At 63.2% G+C, this 17033-nt stretch carries 20 protein-coding genes; 12 read left to right on the top strand and 8 right to left on the bottom strand.

Annotated features, from left to right (window positions below; genetic code table 11):
* The first annotated feature begins 21 nt into the window (after positions 1 to 21).
* The 10 genes from gshA (at position 22) to GH659_RS07310 (ending at position 9886) form a co-directional block, all read left to right on the top strand.
* Positions 22 to 1302 carry a glutamate--cysteine ligase gene (gene gshA, locus GH659_RS07355; RefSeq protein WP_153110679.1) on the top strand — a complete coding sequence of 427 codons (1281 nt, stop codon included), beginning with the start codon at positions 22 to 24 and terminating at the stop codon, positions 1300 to 1302.
* Positions 1303 to 1305: 3 nt separating this feature from the next.
* Positions 1306 to 2268, top strand: coding sequence for a glutathione synthase (gene gshB, locus GH659_RS07350; RefSeq protein WP_153110677.1), 963 nt, complete (start codon positions 1306 to 1308; stop codon positions 2266 to 2268).
* Entirely contained in the window at positions 2265 to 3335 is a 1071-nt protein-coding gene (locus GH659_RS07345; protein WP_246167766.1) for an FAD:protein FMN transferase, read from the top strand. The genes gshB and GH659_RS07345 overlap by 4 nt, the downstream gene beginning before the upstream one ends.
* Before the next feature lie 90 nt (positions 3336 to 3425).
* Positions 3426 to 3827, top strand: coding sequence for a PTS sugar transporter subunit IIA (locus GH659_RS07340; RefSeq protein ID WP_153110675.1), 402 nt, complete (start codon positions 3426 to 3428; stop codon positions 3825 to 3827).
* Positions 3828 to 3838: 11 nt separating this feature from the next.
* Positions 3839 to 4108, top strand: a complete 270-nt coding sequence (locus GH659_RS07335; RefSeq protein WP_153110673.1) for an HPr family phosphocarrier protein — start codon at positions 3839 to 3841, stop codon at positions 4106 to 4108.
* A gap of 19 nt (positions 4109 to 4127) precedes the next feature.
* Positions 4128 to 5861, top strand: a complete 1734-nt coding sequence (ptsP, locus tag GH659_RS07330) for a phosphoenolpyruvate--protein phosphotransferase (protein ID WP_153110774.1) — start codon at positions 4128 to 4130, stop codon at positions 5859 to 5861.
* A 222-nt stretch (positions 5862 to 6083) separates the two neighbouring features.
* Positions 6084 to 7211, top strand: a complete 1128-nt coding sequence (gene metX / locus GH659_RS07325) for a homoserine O-succinyltransferase MetX (protein WP_153110671.1) — start codon at positions 6084 to 6086, stop codon at positions 7209 to 7211.
* Positions 7208 to 7849 (top strand): methionine biosynthesis protein MetW, encoded by a 642-nt coding sequence (gene metW, locus GH659_RS07320; protein WP_153110669.1) that lies wholly within the window; start codon positions 7208 to 7210, stop codon positions 7847 to 7849. Before metX ends, metW begins: the two co-directional genes overlap by 4 nt.
* Positions 7849 to 9132, top strand: a complete 1284-nt coding sequence (locus GH659_RS07315; protein WP_153110667.1) for an AmpG family muropeptide MFS transporter — start codon at positions 7849 to 7851, stop codon at positions 9130 to 9132. Before metW ends, GH659_RS07315 begins: the two co-directional genes overlap by 1 nt.
* Complete coding sequence (locus GH659_RS07310; protein WP_153110665.1) at positions 9125 to 9886, top strand: uracil-DNA glycosylase family protein; 762 nt, start codon at positions 9125 to 9127, stop codon at positions 9884 to 9886. Before GH659_RS07315 ends, GH659_RS07310 begins: the two co-directional genes overlap by 8 nt.
* A gap of 39 nt (positions 9887 to 9925) precedes the next feature.
* Here GH659_RS07310 and GH659_RS07305 read toward each other — a convergent pair whose 3' ends face one another.
* From GH659_RS07305 to GH659_RS07290, 4 genes are all read right to left on the bottom strand, one after another.
* The gene (locus GH659_RS07305) at positions 9926 to 10243 is read right to left on the bottom strand and encodes a YqjK-like family protein (RefSeq protein ID WP_153110663.1); all 318 of its coding nucleotides are present in this window, start codon (positions 10241 to 10243) and stop codon (positions 9926 to 9928) included.
* Complete coding sequence (locus GH659_RS07300) at positions 10224 to 10634, bottom strand: phage holin family protein (protein WP_153110661.1); 411 nt, start codon at positions 10632 to 10634, stop codon at positions 10224 to 10226. Before GH659_RS07300 ends, GH659_RS07305 begins: the two co-directional genes overlap by 20 nt.
* A gap of 15 nt (positions 10635 to 10649) precedes the next feature.
* A complete protein-coding gene (locus GH659_RS07295; protein ID WP_425499985.1) occupies positions 10650 to 10946 on the bottom strand; it encodes an ElaB/YgaM/YqjD family protein in 297 nt (98 codons plus the stop codon).
* A 93-nt stretch (positions 10947 to 11039) separates the two neighbouring features.
* Complete coding sequence (locus GH659_RS07290) at positions 11040 to 11849, bottom strand: exodeoxyribonuclease III (RefSeq protein WP_153110657.1); 810 nt, start codon at positions 11847 to 11849, stop codon at positions 11040 to 11042.
* Between the two features lie 48 nt (positions 11850 to 11897).
* On the opposite strand from GH659_RS07290, the gene pyrE reads away from it, so the two are divergent.
* On the top strand, positions 11898 to 12545 hold the full coding sequence (pyrE, locus tag GH659_RS07285; protein ID WP_153110655.1) for an orotate phosphoribosyltransferase: 648 nt from the start codon (positions 11898 to 11900) through the stop codon (positions 12543 to 12545).
* Complete coding sequence (locus GH659_RS07280; RefSeq protein WP_153110653.1) at positions 12529 to 13188, top strand: hypothetical protein; 660 nt, start codon at positions 12529 to 12531, stop codon at positions 13186 to 13188. Before pyrE ends, GH659_RS07280 begins: the two co-directional genes overlap by 17 nt.
* An 80-nt stretch (positions 13189 to 13268) precedes the next feature.
* Here GH659_RS07280 and gatB read toward each other — a convergent pair whose 3' ends face one another.
* Genes gatB through gatC form a run of 4 tightly spaced genes read right to left on the bottom strand, consistent with a single transcriptional unit; the run spans position 13269 to position 17009 of the window.
* The gene (gatB, locus tag GH659_RS07275; RefSeq protein ID WP_425499984.1) at positions 13269 to 14720 is read right to left on the bottom strand and encodes an Asp-tRNA(Asn)/Glu-tRNA(Gln) amidotransferase subunit GatB; all 1452 of its coding nucleotides are present in this window, start codon (positions 14718 to 14720) and stop codon (positions 13269 to 13271) included.
* Between the two features lie 17 nt (positions 14721 to 14737).
* Complete coding sequence (locus GH659_RS07270) at positions 14738 to 15262, bottom strand: hypothetical protein (protein ID WP_153110649.1); 525 nt, start codon at positions 15260 to 15262, stop codon at positions 14738 to 14740.
* 8 nt (positions 15263 to 15270) lie between these two features.
* Positions 15271 to 16725, bottom strand: coding sequence for an Asp-tRNA(Asn)/Glu-tRNA(Gln) amidotransferase subunit GatA (gatA, locus tag GH659_RS07265; protein WP_153110647.1), 1455 nt, complete (start codon positions 16723 to 16725; stop codon positions 15271 to 15273).
* Complete coding sequence (gatC, locus tag GH659_RS07260; RefSeq protein ID WP_153110645.1) at positions 16722 to 17009, bottom strand: Asp-tRNA(Asn)/Glu-tRNA(Gln) amidotransferase subunit GatC; 288 nt, start codon at positions 17007 to 17009, stop codon at positions 16722 to 16724. Before gatC ends, gatA begins: the two co-directional genes overlap by 4 nt.
* Positions 17010 to 17033 lie beyond the last annotated feature (24 nt).

Here is a 17033-nt window from a genome sequence, read left to right as displayed (position 1 = left end):
CGGGTTGATTGGAGAAAAGCAATGGTTCCTCATCTGACGACCGCGCTCACCGGTCCGCTTCACGAACTCGAGGCGAAGTTCCTCGACACCGCGCCCGACATCGAGCGCTGGCTGCGCAGCCAGTGGCAGGAGCACACGCCGCCGTTCTACGGCTCGGTCGATTTGCGCAATGCCGGCTTCAAGCTGGCGCCGGTCGACATGAACCTTTTCCCCGGCGGTTTCAACAATCTGAGCGACGCCTTCCTGCCGCTCTGCGTGCAGGCGGCGATGTCGGCGATCGAAAAAATCTGCCCGGAAGCCAAGAGCCTGTTGCTGATCCCGGAAAACCACACGCGCAACCTCTTCTACCTGCAGAACGTCGCCCAGTTGGCGACCATCCTGCGCATGACCGGCCTCGACGTGCGCATCGGCTCGCTGCTGCCCGAAATCGACACGCCGACGCCGATCGAACTGCCGAACGGCACGACGCTGCTGCTCGAACCGCTGCGGCGGACAAAGTACCGCCTCGGCCTCGACGGCTTCGACCCGTGCGCGATCCTGCTCAACAACGACCTGACGGCCGGCGTCCCCGACATCCTGCGCGGCCTCAACGAACAGTTCATCCTGCCGCCGCTGCACGCCGGCTGGGCGACGCGCCGCAAGTCGAACCACTTTGCCGCCTACGACGAGGTCGCCGACGAATTCGCGAAACTGGTCGGCATCGACCCGTGGCGCATCAACCCGTATTTCTCCGTCTGCAACAGCGTCAATTTCCACGAACGGCAGGGCGAGGAATGCCTCGCCGCCAACGTCGACGCGGTGTTGACGCTGATCCGCGAGAAGTACGCCGAGTACGGCATCGATGAGACGCCCTACGTCGTCGTCAAGGCTGATGCCGGCACCTACGGCATGGGGGTGATGACGGTCAAGGACGCCTCCGAAGTCGTCGGCCTCAACCGCAAACAGCGCAACAAGATGTCGGTGATCAAGGAAGGCGCGAGCGTCAGCCAGGTCATCATCCAGGAAGGCGTACACACCTACGAGCGCGTCCGCGATGGCGTCGCCGAGCCGGTCGTCTACATGATCGACCGCTTCGTCGTCGGCGGCTTCTACCGCGTCCATTCCGGGCGCGGCAAGGACGAGAACCTCAACGCGCCGGGCATGCACTTCGAGCCGCTCGCCTTTTCGACCAGTTGCTCGCTGCCCGACTGTTGCCAGACGCCCGATGCCCCGCCCAACCGTTTCTACGCCTACGGCGTCGTCGCCCGCCTCGCCCTCCTGGCGGCTTCGCTGGAACTTGAACGTACCGAACCCGAGGAGTAACCCATGCGCATCGCCTTCATTCTCGACCCGCTCGACAAGCTCAACCCGGCCAAGGATTCGAGCATCGCCATGATGCGTGCCGCCCAAGCCGCCGGCCACGCCGTCTGGGCCATCCAGCAACCCGCGCTGCACTGGTCGACGCTGCACGGCGTCTGCGCCGAGGCCGTGCATCTAGAGATGCTGGAAGTCGCCGACGAAAGCGACCCGGCGTGGCATACCGAGCTCGTCCGCCACACCGTTCCGCTGCGCGACTTCGCCGCCGTCGTCATGCGCAAGGACCCGCCGTTCGACATGGAGTACGTCACCGCCACCTGGCTGCTCGAACGCGCCGAGGCGGAAGGCGCGCGCGTTTTCAACAGCCCGCGCGCCCTGCGCGACCATTCGGAAAAGCTCTCCGCCGCCGAGTTCCCGCAATTCACTGTGCCGACGCTGGTCGCCCGCGACCCCGCCCTGCTGCACGGCTTCATCGACAGCCACCGCGATTGCGTGCTCAAGCCGCTCGACGGCATGGGCGGCAGCGAAGTTTTCCGCGTCCGCTACGACGACCCCAACCGCAACGTCATCGTCGAAACGCTGACCCGCGACAGCCAGCGCACCATCATGGCGCAGCGCTTCATCCCCGAAATCGTCGATGGCGACAAGCGCATCCTGATCGTCGGCGGCGAAGTCGTGCCCTTCTGCCTCGCCCGCGTCCCGATGGCCGGGGAAACGCGCGGCAATCTCGCCGCCGGCGGCCGTGGCGAGGCGCGGCCACTCTCGGCGCGCGACCGCAAAATCGGCGAAGCGCTGGCGCCAGTGTTGGCGGCACGCGGCTTGCTTTTCGTCGGCATCGACGTCATCGGCGACTGGCTCACCGAAATCAACGTCACCAGCCCGACCTGCATGGTCGAAATTTACAAACAAACCGGCTTCGACACCGCCGCCCTGTTCATCAAGGCGCTCGAAGCGGCCATCGAGAAAAGATGAATCCGCTCCTGTCCATTCAAAGGTTTTTCCAGTTTCTGCTGCTCGGCGGTATGGCGCTACTGCTTGCCGCCTGCGGTAAGGCCCCGATGCATCATCAGGAGTCGTTCGTCTTCGGCACGCGCGTCGAAATCCTGATCGCCGGACTCGACGAAGCCAAGGCGCGTCCGGCCGCTTCCGCCGTGCTGCGCGAGTTCGACCGCCTGCACCGCACCTACCATCCTTGGCAGCCGTCCGAACTGAATGCGCTCAACGACGCCATCGCCGCCGGCCAGACACATACCGTCACGCCCGAAATGGCCGGACTGATCGCCGACGCCCAACGCTTTTCCGCCCTGGCAGGCGGCAATTTCGATCCCGGCATCGGCAAGCTGATCCAGATCTGGGGCTTCCACTCCGACGAATTCAAACCCGTGTTGCCGCCCGCCGAAGCCTTGGCCGCCTGGCGGGCGTCGCGACCGGGCATCGCCGACATCAAGCTTGAAGGCGACCGCGTCAGCAGCCGCAACCGGGAAGTGGCGCTCGACTTCGGCGGCTATCTCAAGGGCCTGGCACTCGACCGCGCCGCCGCCATCCTGCGCGAGAACGGCGTCCACAACGCACTGATCAACATCGGCGGCAACGTCATGGCGCTCGGCAGCAAGAATGGCGAACCCTGGCGCGTCGGCATCCAGCACCCGCGCCAGCCCGGCCCGCTGGCCACCCTCAAGCTCAACGACGGCGAGGCGATCGGCACCTCGGGCGACTACCAGCGCTATTTCGAGCTCGACGGCAAACGCTACTGTCACCTGCTCGACCCGCGCACCGGCGCGCCGGTCACGCACACGCAGGCGCTGACGGTACTGATCACGCCGCGCCCGGCCGCCGGCACACTCTCCGACGCCGGTTCGAAACCGCTCTTCATCGCCGGCAGCGGCTGGCCGGAAATGGCCGCAAAATTCGGCATCGACCATGTGCTGCGCGTCGATGCCGAGGGACGCCTCCAGGTCAGCGAAAAGATGACGGATCGCCTCGAATTCACCGGATCGCCGGCACCGGCGCCGGAAGTCATCCGCCTTCCCGCACCATGAGCCAGCGAAAGTGTTTCCGGATATGACGGCAAGGCCACCGAACGGCCCGGATTCCCTTAGAATGCAGTCTGCTTTCCATGAGACCGCGCAATGATTGGCATCCTCCTGATTACGCATGGCACGTTTGGCGAGAGTCTGCTGCAGAATGTCTGCCACGTCCTGCACAAACGCCCGCCGCAGCTGGCCCAGCTCGGCATTGCCGCGCAGGACGATCCGCAGGACGTTCTGCCGCTGGCGCAGCGCCTGCTGGCCGAGGTCGACGGCGGCGACGGCGTGCTGGTGCTCACCGACATGCTCGGCGCCACGCCGTCGAACATCGTCCAGCACCTGCTCGCCCCCGGCCGGATCGAGGGCATCGCTGGCGTCAACCTGCCGATGTTGCTGCGCGCGCTGACCTATCGCACCGGCTCCATGGAAAACCTTTTGCAAAAAGCCATCACCGGCGGCCGGGATGGCGTTATCAACCTGCCCCGGCAGTCGCCGGATGATTGACGGAAAATCCCATGCCACGCGCTGAAATTGAAATCCCCAACAAACTCGGCCTGCACGCCCGGGCCTCGGCCAAGCTGACGCAACTGGCCGGCAGCTTCGACTCCGAAGTATGGATCGAAAAAGGCACGCGCCGCGTCAACGCCAAGAGCATCATGGGCGTCATGATGCTGGCGGCCGGCAAAGGCTCGAAGGTCGCCATCGAAACCGAAGGCGGCGACGAAGACGAGGCGCTTACCTCCATCCTCAAACTCATCGAAGACAAGTTCGGTGAAGGAGAGTAAGTCGGCAATGAAGCCCACCATGAGCTTCACCCTGCATGGACTTCCGGTTTCGGGCGGCATCGCGATCGGTCAGGCGCACCTCATTTCGCAGGCAACGCTCGAAGTCTCGCACCTGCTTGTTTCGCCACGCATGGTGGAAAAGGAAGTGGCGCGTTTCGAGGCAGCGCTCGCCAGCGTGCGCAACGAATTCGCGACGATGAAGCAGAGCAAGGAGAGCGGCCCGGCCGACATCGGCGCGTTCATCGACCTGCACTTGCTGCTGCTCTCCGACCCCGAGCTGTCGGAAGTGCCCAAACAGATCATCCGCGAGCGCCGCTGCAACGCCGAATGGGCGATCGTCCAGCAGATGGAGCGCCTGGTCGAGGAATTCGAGAAGATCGACGACGTCTATCTGCGCGAACGGAGCTACGACGTGCGCCAGGTCGTCGAACGCGTCGTGCGCGAACTGGCCGGGCACGGCCACGCCTCGTCGCGGACACGTGGCTTCAAGGGCGAAAACCTGATCGTCGTCGCGCACGACCTGTCGCCTTCGGACGTCATGGCGTTCAAGGATCAGCATTTTGCGTCCTTCGTCACCGACGTCGGCGGCGCCACCTCGCACACGGCGATCCTGGCACGCGGCATGGCCATCCCGGCCGTGCTCGGCCTGCACAACGCTCGCCAACTCATCCGCGACAAGGAAACGTTGATCGTCGACGGCACGCGCGGCGTCATCATCGTCAATCCGGACCAGCGCGTTCTCGAAGAATACGAGCTCAAGAAGAGTCAGATCGAGCTCGAACGCTCGAAGCTCAAGCTGCTCAAGACGGCGCGCGCGACGACGCTCGACCGCGTAAAAATCGATCTGCTCGCCAACATCGAAGAACCAGACGACATTCCCGCCGTCTTTGAAAGCGGCGCCGAAGGCGTCGGCCTCTTCCGCACCGAGTTCATCTTTCTTGGCCGTGGCGACATGCCGAGCGAAGACGAGCAATACGAAGCCTATCGCAAGGTCGTCAAGGGCATGGAAGGCCAGCCGGTCACCATCCGCACCTTCGACCTTGGCAACGACAAGAACCTGTTCGAGGACCGCGAGGACGAACGGCGCGACAACCCGGCGCTCGGCCTGCGTTCGATCCGCCTGTCGCTCATCGAACCGAAATCGTTCCAGGCGCAACTGCGCGCCATCCTGCGCGCCTCCAAGCTGGGCAAGGTGCGTATCCTGGTGCCGATGATGTCGCACGGGCACCAGATCGACCAGATGCTGGCCGCCGTCGAGCAGGCCAAATCGAGCCTGCGTTGCGAGCGCATTGCGTTCGACGAGAACATCGAGATCGGCGGCACGATCGAGGTGCCGGCCGCTGCGCTGGCCGTCGGCATGTTCCTGCGCCGCCTCAACTTCCTGTCGATCGGCACCAACGACCTGATCCAATACACGCTGGCCATCGATCGCAGCGACGAGCAGGTTTCAAACCTTTACGACCCGGTGCACCCGGCCATATTGATGTTGCTCTCGCATGTATTCAGCAGCGCCGAAAAAGCCAACATCCCGGTGTCTGTGTGCGGCGAAATGGCCGGCGATCCGAACTACACGCGGCTCTTGCTCGGTCTCGGCCTGCGCCAGTTTTCGATGCACCCGGCGCAAGTTCCGGCGATCAAGCAGCGCATCAAGCAGAGCGACATTGCCGAAATCACGCCGATCGTGCGCAAAATCCTTCGCTGCGACGAATCGGCCAAAATCCAGGAGCAGATCGAGCGGCTCAATGCGATGTAACGCCCCGATGGCGCCCCTCCGGCAATTTGACTTTTGCCGGAGCGGGCGGTAACTTCAGCCGGGACTGATGGCGCCGATTTGAACGATCAGCTTGCGGGCGCCCAATAAATACGGCTAAAGCGGAATCAACCCGGTCCGCCTCAAAAAGCTGACCGGGTTTTGTTTTTCCAGCGTCACGTCCGGACACGCTGCCGGACGCCTTGTTCAGTTGGGTAAATTGCGATGTCACAAGAAAAATCCGTCGGAATCGTTGCACCGCAGCGCTTCCGCTTCAACGAGCCGATTGCGCTGAAAAGCGGCGCGCAGCTCCCCGGCTTCGAACTCGTCTATGAAACCTATGGCACGCTCAACGCCGCGCGCTCGAATGCGGTGCTCGTCTGCCACGCCCTCTCCGGCGGCCACCACGTCGCCGGCACCTATGCCGACGACCCGAAGAATGTCGGCTGGTGGGACAACCTGGTCGGCCCCGGCAAGCCGCTCGACACCGACAAGTTCTTCGTCGTCGGCGTCAACAACCTCGGCGGCTGCTTCGGCTCGACCGGCCCGCTGTCGATCAATCCGCAGACCGGCAAGCACTACGGCGCCGATTTTCCGCTCGTCACCGTCGAGGACTGGGTCGCCGCCCACGCCCGGCTGGCCGACCATCTCGGCGTCGACACCTGGGCAGCCGTCATCGGCGGCAGCCTCGGCGGCATGCAGGCACTCGAATGGTCGCTGCAGTTCCCGGATCGCATCCGCCACGCCATCGTGATTGCCTCGGCCCCCAAGCTCTCGGCGCAGAACATCGCCTTCAACGAGGTTGCCCGGCAGGCGATCCTATCCGACCCGGATTTCCACGGCGGCCACTACGCCGAACACGGCGTCGTTCCGGCACGCGGCCTGCGTCTGGCACGCATGGTCGGCCATATCACCTATCTGTCGGATAGCCAGATGGGCGAAAAATTCGGCCGCCAGTTGCGCCACGGCGAGCACAAGTTCAGCTACGACGTCGATTTCGAGATCGAGTCCTACCTGCGCTACCAGGGCGACAAGTTCGCCGGCTTCTTCGACGCCAACACCTACCTGATGACGACGAAAGCGCTCGATTATTTCGACCCGGCCTTCAATTACGACGGCAACCTCGCCGCCGCGCTGGCCCGCGCCAAGGCCAGGTTCCTCGTCGCCAGCTTCTCGACCGACTGGCGCTTCTCGCCGGCGCGCTCGCGCGAGATCGTCTTCGCGCTGTTGCACAACCGGCGCCATGTCGCCTACGCCGAGATCGACTGCGACGCCGGGCACGACTCGTTCCTGCTCGACGACGCGCATTACCACGCCGTGCTGCGCGCCTATCTGGAGAATATTTCGGTATGACCTACGAAAAACCGCGCGGGACGCCCCGGAACCCGCTCACCGCCAAGGAACGCGAACGCTTCGACTTCGCTGTCATCGCCAACTGGATTCCCCCGGGCGAACGGGTACTCGATCTCGGTTGCGGCGATGGCCGGTTGCTGCGCTATCTGCGCGAAACAAAGGACGTCGACGGCTACGGCGTCGAGATTGACGACGAGAGCGTGCTCGCCTGCATCCGCAACGGTGTCGACGTCATCCAGATCGATATCGAGCGCGGCCTGTCCGGCTTCGAGAGTCAGTCATTCAACCACGTCATCATTTCGCAGGCGCTGCAGGCGATGCGCGCCACCGAACGCATCCTCACCGAAATGCTGCGCGTCGCCGAGGAAGCGGTCATCAGCTTTCCCAACTTCGCCTACCGCGCCAACCGCGAGGCGATCACCGGCGGCCACATGCCTGTGTCCGAAGACCTGCCCTACGAGTGGTACGACACGCCGAACGTGCGCTTCTTCACCATCGTCGATTTCGAGGCGTTGTGCGAGAAGCTCGGCATCGAGATCCGCGAACGGCTGGCCTTCGACGTTTTCGGCCAACCGGTAGCTGACGACCCCAACCTGAACGGCAGCCTCGCCTTCTACCGTCTCGGGCGAAAAGCCTGATGGCCGCGCTGCCCGAAAGCTTGCGGGTGCTGCTCACCCGCAAGATGCTGATCTGCGTCTTCACCGGCTTCAGTTCCGGCCTGCCGCTCTATCTGCTGCTCAACCTGCTGCCGGCCTGGCTGCGCAGTGAAGGCGTCGATCTGAAAACGATCGGCTTTTTCGCGCTGATCCAGTTTCCGTACACCTGGAAATTCCTCTGGTCGCCGTTCCTCGACCGCTACGCACTGCCGCTGCTCGGCCGTCGGCGCGGCTGGTCGCTGCTGATGCAGATCGGCCTGTTGCTGTCGATCGGCTTCCTCGGCGGCCTGTCGCCGCAGACAAGCATCGCGCCGGTACTCTGGCTGGCCACCTTGCTCGCCCTCTTTTCAGCCACGCAGGACATCGCGCTCGACGCCTTCCGGCGCGAACTGCTCACCGAAGCCGAACTCGGCCTCGGCAACGCCGTGCACGTAAATGCCTACCGCGTCGCCGGACTGGTGCCCGGCTCGCTGTCGCTGATCCTCGCCGACCAGTTGCCGTGGGCGCAGGTATTCTGGATCACCGCCGCCTTCATGCTGCCGGGCATGCTGATGACGCTGCTCATCCGCGAACCCGCCTCGGCGCGAACGGCCCCCAAAACCCTGCGCGAGGCCGTGGTCGAGCCCTTTCACGAATTCATCAACCGTGCCGGCGTGCGCGAGGCACTGCTGATCCTCGCCTTCATCTTCCTCTACAAACTGGGCGATTCGCTGTGCACGGCACTGGCGACGCCGTTCTATCTCGACATGGGTTTCACCAAGACCGATATCGGGCTGATCGCCAAGCATGCCGGCTTGTGGCCGGCCGTCATCGGCGGCCTGCTCGGCGGTTTGTGGATGGTGCGCCTCGGCATCAACCGCGCCCTCTGGCTGTTCGGCGTCGTGCAGATCGTCTCGATCCTCGGCTTTGCCTGGCTGGCCTGGCTCGGGCCACAGACGATCATCGGCGCCGAGCAGCGGCTGGCGCTGGCCGGCGTCATCGGACTGGAAGCCCTCGGCGTCGGCCTCGGCACGGCGGCCTTCGTCGCCTTCATCGCCCGCGCCACGCACCCGGCCTACACGGCCACGCAATTCGCCTTATTCACCAGCCTCGCCGCCGTGCCGCGCACCTTCATCAACGCCTCGGCCGGCTGGCTCGTCGAAAACATGGGCTGGATGAGCTTTTTCCTGCTCTGCTTCGTGCTCGCCGTACCCGGCATGCTGCTGCTTGCGCGCGTCGCGCCCTGGTACGAGGCCAAACCGAAGGAAGCCCTGCAAAATGCCTGAACACCGCACCTCGGCCCCGCTTTCCGCCACATATTCCGACGCGCTCATCGACGCGGCCCGTGATCTCTCGGCCGCGGTCGACCGGCTCGCCTTCGCGCCGCCCGTCTCGCACATCTACAACCCGCTCGACTACGCTTGGGCGCCCCATGAAACGTACCTTCGCCGCTTCGGCAACGGCCGCAAGGAGATCGTCTTTCTCGGCATGAATCCGGGACCGTTCGGCATGGTGCAATGCGGCGTCCCGTTCGGCGAAATCGCCGCCGTCCGCGACTGGATGGGCATTGAAGCCGACGTCATCAAACCGGCGCAGGAAAACCCGAAACGGCCGATCGAAGGTTTCGCCTGCGCCCGCTCTGAAGTCAGTGGCCGTCGACTGTGGGCGCTGTTCCAGGAGCGTTTCGGCAGCGCCGAGGCTTTTTTCTCCGCGCATTTCGTCGCCAACTACTGCCCGCTCGCCTTCTTCGATCACGGCCGCAACCTGACGCCCGACAAACTGCCCGCCGCCGAAGCCAGCCCGCTCTACGCGGCGTGCGACCAACACCTGCGACGGCTCGTCGAAATTCTCGAACCGGAGTGGGTGATCGGGATCGGGGGGTTCGCCGAAGCACGCGCCAAGGAAGCGCTGAACGGCATGGACGTGCGTATCGGCAAGGTGCTGCATCCCAGCCCCGCCAGCCCGGCCGCCAATCGCGGCTGGTCGGAAGCGGCAACGAAGCAGCTCATCGCTCAGGGCATCTGGCCGCCGGCAGGGTAAAAAAACGAATCGCGGCTGGCGCCACGCCCCGATCAGAATTCAGAGCAGCGACAGGCCGACGGACATGAAGCGGCTGCGCACCGTCCGCCAGATCTGCCAGACGGAGAAACCGCGCCGCGTCCAGCGCCACAATCGGCTCGGCCTGAAGGCGATAAGCGCCGTCATTGCGATAGCCACCCACGCCGGATGAGACTTGACGAACGAAACGCCCGACCGGATGCGGCCAACCGCCCGGTCGACGCGCGATAAGGCCATCACCACCGGTTGGGACTGACGGCCCAACTCGGCGCGCTGAGCGGCGATGCGTTCAAGCAAACGCCCCCGCTTCACAAGAATTTCATCGAGCCGTCTGTTCATTTTCCAGTGCGGCTTTCAATTGACGGATATCTTCCTGAAGTTCCGCGATGCTGGCGGCAAATACCGGTTCCGGCCGAACGGTCGCGCGTTTGAACAGCACGCAACAGAACGCGCCTCCGGCAAGAAACACCCCCGCCGCCCCACCCAGCACGACGAGCCGGCTTTCCCAGAACAATGCCGCCATCAGAGCGACAAAGAGCAGCACGCCGACACCGAGGCAAAACGCCATGCCCTGAGCCAGAAAGACAAGACGAATGGCACGCAGTTTCTCCTCCTCGATCTCGTTGCCGAGGAGTTCCAGCCGCGTCTTGCCCGTCGCCAGCAGCGTTGCCGAAATATTTTTCAGGGCGGCGAACAGACCGCTCTGTTCACCGCCTTGGGGTGCGCTCATAGGGTATCGCTTTGATTAACGACGACCAATGATCACACCGATGAGGAAGCCGATGCCGGCCGCGATGCCGACGGCTTGCCAGGGCTTGTCATGCACGTAATCGTCGGTGGCACGTGCGGCCGCCTTGGTCCTGTCGACCAGCGCGGCCTCGGCGTCAGCCAGACGCACCTTGGCATCCCGCAGACGGTCGCTGATGCGCTCACGCAAATCGCCGATCTTTTCACCTGCAACACCGGCGGTCGCGCGCAGAATCTCCTCTGCATCGGAAACCACGACTTTCATGTCGGAAACAATTTTTTGTTTGCTGCTCATATCGGTCACCTCTGACATAGCACACCTCATTCTTGGAAAGGTTCGGGGAGTATGGAACGGAGCGATCATGCATCCGCTGCCACCATTTTCAGATTATCCAATTTGCGAGCCTGAAGCAATGCCAATCGGGGCATTGTAGTCAACGATCAGCGGCGCATGATCCGAGAAGCGCTGCTCCTTATACACGCGCGCCGCACTTACCCTTTCGGCCAGCCCGCGCGTCGCCAGTTGATAATCGAGCCGCCAGCCGACATTCTTCGTCCACGCCTGACCGCGATTCGACCACCACGTATAGCACTCGTCCGTCGCCGCCGGATGACAGCGCCGGTAGGCATCGCACCAGCCGCCCTCCTCCAGAACCCGGCCAATCCACGCCCGCTCCTCGGGCAGAAAACCCGAATTCTTCTGGTTGGATTTCCAGTTTTTCAGGTCGATTTCCCGGTGCGCGATGTTCCAGTCGCCGCAAACGACTACCTCACGGCCGCTCTTGCCGAGTTCAAGCAGATGCGGATAGAAAACCTCCATGAAGCGGAACTTCGCTGCCTGACGTTCCGGAGAACTTGACCCGGAAGGCAGATAAAGCGAAACCACCGAGAGACGGCCGAAATCCGCCCGCAGATAACGCCCTTCGGCATCGAATTCCGGATGACCGATGCCTTCGACAACGGCATCGGGCGCGTGCCGGCTCCACAGGCCAACACCGCTATAGCCTTTCTTTTCGGCACAGTGATAAATGGCGTGCATGCCGTCCGGCGCGCGCATGTCATCCGACAGATCGCCATGCTGCGCCTTGAGCTCCTGCACGCAGACGAAATCGGCGTCCTGCCCCGCCAGCCACGGCAGGACGCCCTTGCTCCACGCGGAGCGGATGCCGTTGAGGTTTAGGGTAATGATGCGTAACATAAGTGCTCCCGCCGACTCCGGCTTTGAACGACATTGATTGCGGTTGTTATGGATTTTCGTCAGGAATTTATCGAGTTCGCCCTTGCCCAGAACGTATTGCGCTTCGGCGAATTCAAGACCAAGGCCGGGCGCCTCTCGCCTTATTTTTTCAACGCCGGGCTGTTCAATGACGGCAATGCACTCGACCGGCTCTCGCAATTTTACGCGAAGGCCATCGTCGCCAGCGGGATCGCCCCCGACATGCTGTTCGGCCCTGCCTACAAGGGCATCCCGCTCGTCGCCGTCAGTGCGCTGGCACTGGCCCGCGATGGCCACAACCTGCCGTTTGCCTTCAACCGCAAGGAGGTCAAGGATCACGGCGAAGGCGGCAACATCATCGGTGCGCCATTGAGCGACCGGGTGCTGATCGTCGACGACGTGATTTCCGCCGGCACCTCGGTGCGCGAGTCGGTCGAGATCATCCGCGCCGCCGGCGCCACGCCCTGCGGCGTCGTCATCGCGCTGGACCGCATGGAGCGCGGCACGGGCGAGTTGTCGGCCGTGCAGGAAGTCGAGCGCGATTACGGCATCCCGGTCGTTGCCGTCGCCACCCTCGACGATCTGATGGCTTACCTGGAACAGCGGTCCGATTTCGAGGACTACCGGCAAGCCGTTGCCCGTTACCGCGAGGAGTATGGCGTTGCGTATCGCCGCTAGATTCGCGACGGCGCTCCTCTACGGCCTGCTGCCGCTCTCGGGTGAAGCGACGGCGGCCTCGCCAGCCGCGGCCGGCGGCAGCAATTTTTACTGTTGCACCGACGCAAACGGCAAACAGATGTGCGGCGACATTCTCCCGCCGGCGTGTCACAGCCGCGCTTATCGCGAAGTTGGCAGCAATGGGCTAACGCGCCGTCACGTCGACGCACCGCCAACGGCCGAACAACGACGCCAGCGCGCCATTGAAGAAGAAAAGCAGAAAGCCGAGGAAGCGGCTCTCAAGGAAAAACAGCGCAAGGATCAGGCGCTGCTCAACACCTACGGCAGCCTTGACGACATTGAAGCCATGCGCGAACGCGCCCGCTCGGACGTAATCAAATCGATCAACGCGGCCCAGTCACGGATCGGCGAAATCAGCAAAAAGCGTAAGAAATACCAGCAGGACGCCGAGTTCTACAAAAACAAGCCGTTGCCCGTCGAAGTCCGCAAAGGCTTGAAGGACAGCGAGGCGGAAATCAAGACGCAGGAGTCGATCGTCGAGGCCAAGAAGAAGGAGTTGGCTGTCATCGAAGCCAAATACAACAATGATCGCCAGCACTACCTTGAGCTGACGCAACGCCCTGCCCCGACAGCCAGCCGTTAAGCGCCACAATCAGTCAAACAAAAACGGCCGGAACGCCCCTCGAGGCATTCCGGCCGTTTTTTCTACCTCGGCGCCCTAAATCAGCCGAGCTTCTTGCGCAACAGTTCGTTGACCTGCTGCGGATTGGCCTTGCCTTTGGTCGCCTTCATCGCCTGACCGACCAGCGCATTGAAGGCCTTTTCCTTGCCGGCCCTGAATTCGGCGACCATTGCTTCATTTGCCGCCAGTACGCCGTCGATCAGCGCTTCGATGGCGCCGGTGTCGGTGATCTGCTTGAGCCCCTGCTTCTCAATGATCTCGTCGGCCGAGCGGCCTTCGCCGTTCCAGAGTGCCTCGAAAACCTTCTTGGCGATGTTGTTGGAGATGGTGTTGTCGGCGATGCGCGCGACCAGTCCGCCAAGTTGCGCGGCGGAAACCGGCGAATCGGCCAGCTCCTTGCCGTCCTTGTTGAGACGCGCCGCCAGATCGACCATGACCCAGTTGGCACAGGGCTTGGCAGCGGCATTTCCGGCAACAGCAACGGCGGCTTCGTAGTAGTCAGCGATTTCCAGCGAGGAGGTCAAGGTCGTCGCATCGTAGGCCGACAGGTTGTAATCGGCCATGAAGCGCTGTTTCTTGGCGGCCGGCAGCTCGGGCATCGCGCTGCGCGTCCGCTCGACCCAATCGCGGTCGATGATCAGCGGCAGCAGGTCGGGGTCGGGGAAATAGCGGTAGTCGTGCGCGTCTTCCTTCGAGCGCATGGCGCGCGTTTCGCCGGTATCCGGGTCGAACAGCACGGTGGCCTGCTCGATGCGCCCGCCGTCCTCGATCGTGGCGATCTGCCACTGCACCTCGTAATCGATGGCCTGCTGCATGAAGCGGAAGGAGTTGAGGTTCTTGATCTCGCGCCGCGTGCCGAATTCCTTTTGCCCGAGCGGACGCACGGAGACGTTGGCGTCGCAGCGGAACGAGCCTTCCTGCATGTTGCCATCGCAGATACCGATCCAGCGCACCAGCGCATGCAACGCCTTGGCGTAGGCCACGGCCTCGGCCGACGAGCGCATGTCCGGCTCGGTGACGATTTCCAGCAACGGCGTGCCGGCCCGGTTGAGGTCGATGCCGGTCTTGCCGTGGAAATCCTCGTGCAAGGACTTGCCGGCGTCTTCCTCGAGGTGGGCGCGCGTCAGATTGATCGTCTTTTCCGTGGCCGTATCGCCTTGGCCGAGCGTGATATTCACCTTGCCGCCAACCACCACCGGCAGTTCGTACTGGCTGATCTGGTAGCCCTTGGGAAGGTCAGGGTAGAAATAATTCTTGCGGGCGAATACGGATTTCGGCGCCACTTCAGCCTCGACGGCCAGCCCGAAGCGGATCGCGCAGTCGACGGCGCCCTTGTTGAGCACTGGCAGCACACCGGGCAGCGCGATATCAACGGCATTGGCCTGCACATTCGGCTCAGCGCCGAAGGCGGTCGAACTGCCGGAGAAAATTTTGGATTGCGTCGAGAGCTGAACGTGCGTCTCGATACCGATGACGACTTCCCATTGTTTCATTGTCAATTACTCACTTATCAAGAACAGCGACCATTCCGGGCATCGACCAGGATCGGCCACAGGTAACTGAAGGCATCGCCGGTGCATTGGGTCTGGCAGCTGTTGAACGACACAGTGACGCCTTTCTTGCCGCCCAACTCCTGCTCCCACATGCGCACCGTGCAGGCGCTGCCTTTTTCGGCCAGCACGACGTTCGGCATCCGGGCCGTCTGTTCGAAATCATTCATGTCAAAGCGGCAAACGCCCTGCTTCGGGATGTTGACCTCGGCCGAAAAGCGCTTGACATCGGCCTTCACCACCTGCAAATCCAGGCTGCCATGCCCGCCGTTCACATCCTTGAAGCGGCAACGTGTGCGCACGTTCAACTCTCTGTCCGGCATCGGTTTCAGATTACGGCCGGCAAGATGCTTCAACGGCTGCGATTTGAGCTCCGGCTTCGCGGCCGTCTCCGCTTTGGCCGGCGCCTCCAGCGTTTGGTCGGGCGGAGAACCGGCACAACCCGCCAACAGCAGGAACGGCACAACGAGGCAGATCCGCTTCATCGGAACGCTCAGACGAGTCCGGCCGGATGTTGCAGATGCCAATCCGTCACCTGCTGGTAGCGGTGCGCCACATTCAGCAATTTCGCTTCGCTGAAATAGTCGCCGATCAGTTGCAGACCTGCCGGCAATCCACCGGCAAAACCGCACGGCACCGACATCCCGGGCAGACCGGCAAGATTGACGGCAATCGTGTAGATATCGGACAGGTACATCTGGACCGGATCGGCCGCCCTCTCGCCGAGCTTGAACGCGGTACTCGGACTGGTCGGCCCCATGATCACATCGCATTGCTTGAACGCTTCGACGAAATCGTTGGCGATCAGGCGGCGGATGCGCTGCGCCTGCAGGTAATAGGCGTCGTAATAGCCATGCGACAACACATAGGTGCCGATCAGGATGCGGCGCTTCACTTCGGCGCCGAAGCCCTGCGCGCGGCTCTTGCTGTACATGTCGCTGAGGTCGGCGTACTCGGGGGCGCGATAGCCGTAGCGCACACCGTCGAAGCGCGACAGGTTCGAGCTGGCTTCGGCCGGCGCGATCACGTAGTAGGCCGGCACGGAGAGCTTCATGTTCGGCAGGCTGACTTCGACTGTTTCGGCACCGAGCTTGCGATACTCGGCAATCGCCGCTTCGACCAGCGCCATGACCTCGGGCGTACAGCCTTCGCCGAAGAATTCCTTCGGCAGGCCGATTTTCAGGCCGGCCAGCGGTTTTTCCAGATCGCGGCCGTAGTCTTCGGCTGGGCGGTCGAGGCTGGTCGAATCGCGCTCGTCGAAACCGGCCATCGTGTTGAGCAGCAGCGCGCAATCCTCGGCCGAACGCGCCATCGGCCCGCCCTGATCGAGCGACGAGGCAAAGGCAATCATGCCGTAACGCGAAACGACGCCGTAGGTCGGCTTGAGGCCGGTCAGGTTGCAGAGCGCCGCCGGTTGACGGATCGAGCCGCCGGTATCGGTGCCGGTCGCCGCCGGTGCCAGCAGCGCCGCCACAGCGGCGGCGGAACCGCCCGACGAGCCGCCGGGCACGCGTGCGTTATCCCACGGGTTCTTGACCGAGCCGAAATAGGACGTCTCGTTCGACGAGCCCATGGCGAATTCGTCCATGTTCGTCTTGCCAAGGATGACGCTGCCGGCCGCGTTGAAACGTTCGATTACCGTCGCGTCGTAGGGGCTGACGAAGTTGCCGAGCATCTTCGAGCCGCAGGTCGTCAGCCAGCCCTTGGCACAGAAAATATCCTTCTGTGCCAGCGGGATGCCGGTCAGCGGCCCGGCCTGACCAGCGGCGCGTAACGCGTCAGCCGCCTGGGCCTGCGCCAGGCTTTTCTCGGCATCGACAGTGATGTAGGCGTTGACCGACGGATTGAGACGGGCGATGCGATCGAGATAGAGCTGAGTCAGCTCGACGCTGGAGATTTCCTTGGCGGCCAGCGCCTGGGCGAGGGAAGAAAGGCTACGCGTAATCATTCGATCACCTTCGGCACAAGATAGAGACCGGCTTCCGTTTCCGGCGCCACGGCCTGAAAGGCGTCGCGGCGGTTCTGCTCGGTCACGGCGTCGGCGCGCAGGCGCTGGGCGAGATCCTGAGCGTGCGCCATCGGCTCGATGCCTTGCGTATCGACGGCCTGCATTTCTTCGATCAGGGTGAAAATTCCGTTCAGGTGGCCGAGCGTGCTTTGCGCCTCGGCGTCGCTGATTTCGATCCGGGCCAGATGGGCGACGCGCCGGACTTGTTCCAGAGTGAGCGACATGGTAATGAAATCAGTAAGGTATTA

Source organism: Propionivibrio limicola, assembly GCF_009469695.1.
GTDB lineage: Bacteria > Pseudomonadota > Gammaproteobacteria > Burkholderiales > Rhodocyclaceae > Propionivibrio > Propionivibrio limicola.
The sequence above is the reverse complement of the archived record's forward strand: the minus strand, read 5'-3'. Positions and strand labels throughout refer to the sequence as shown.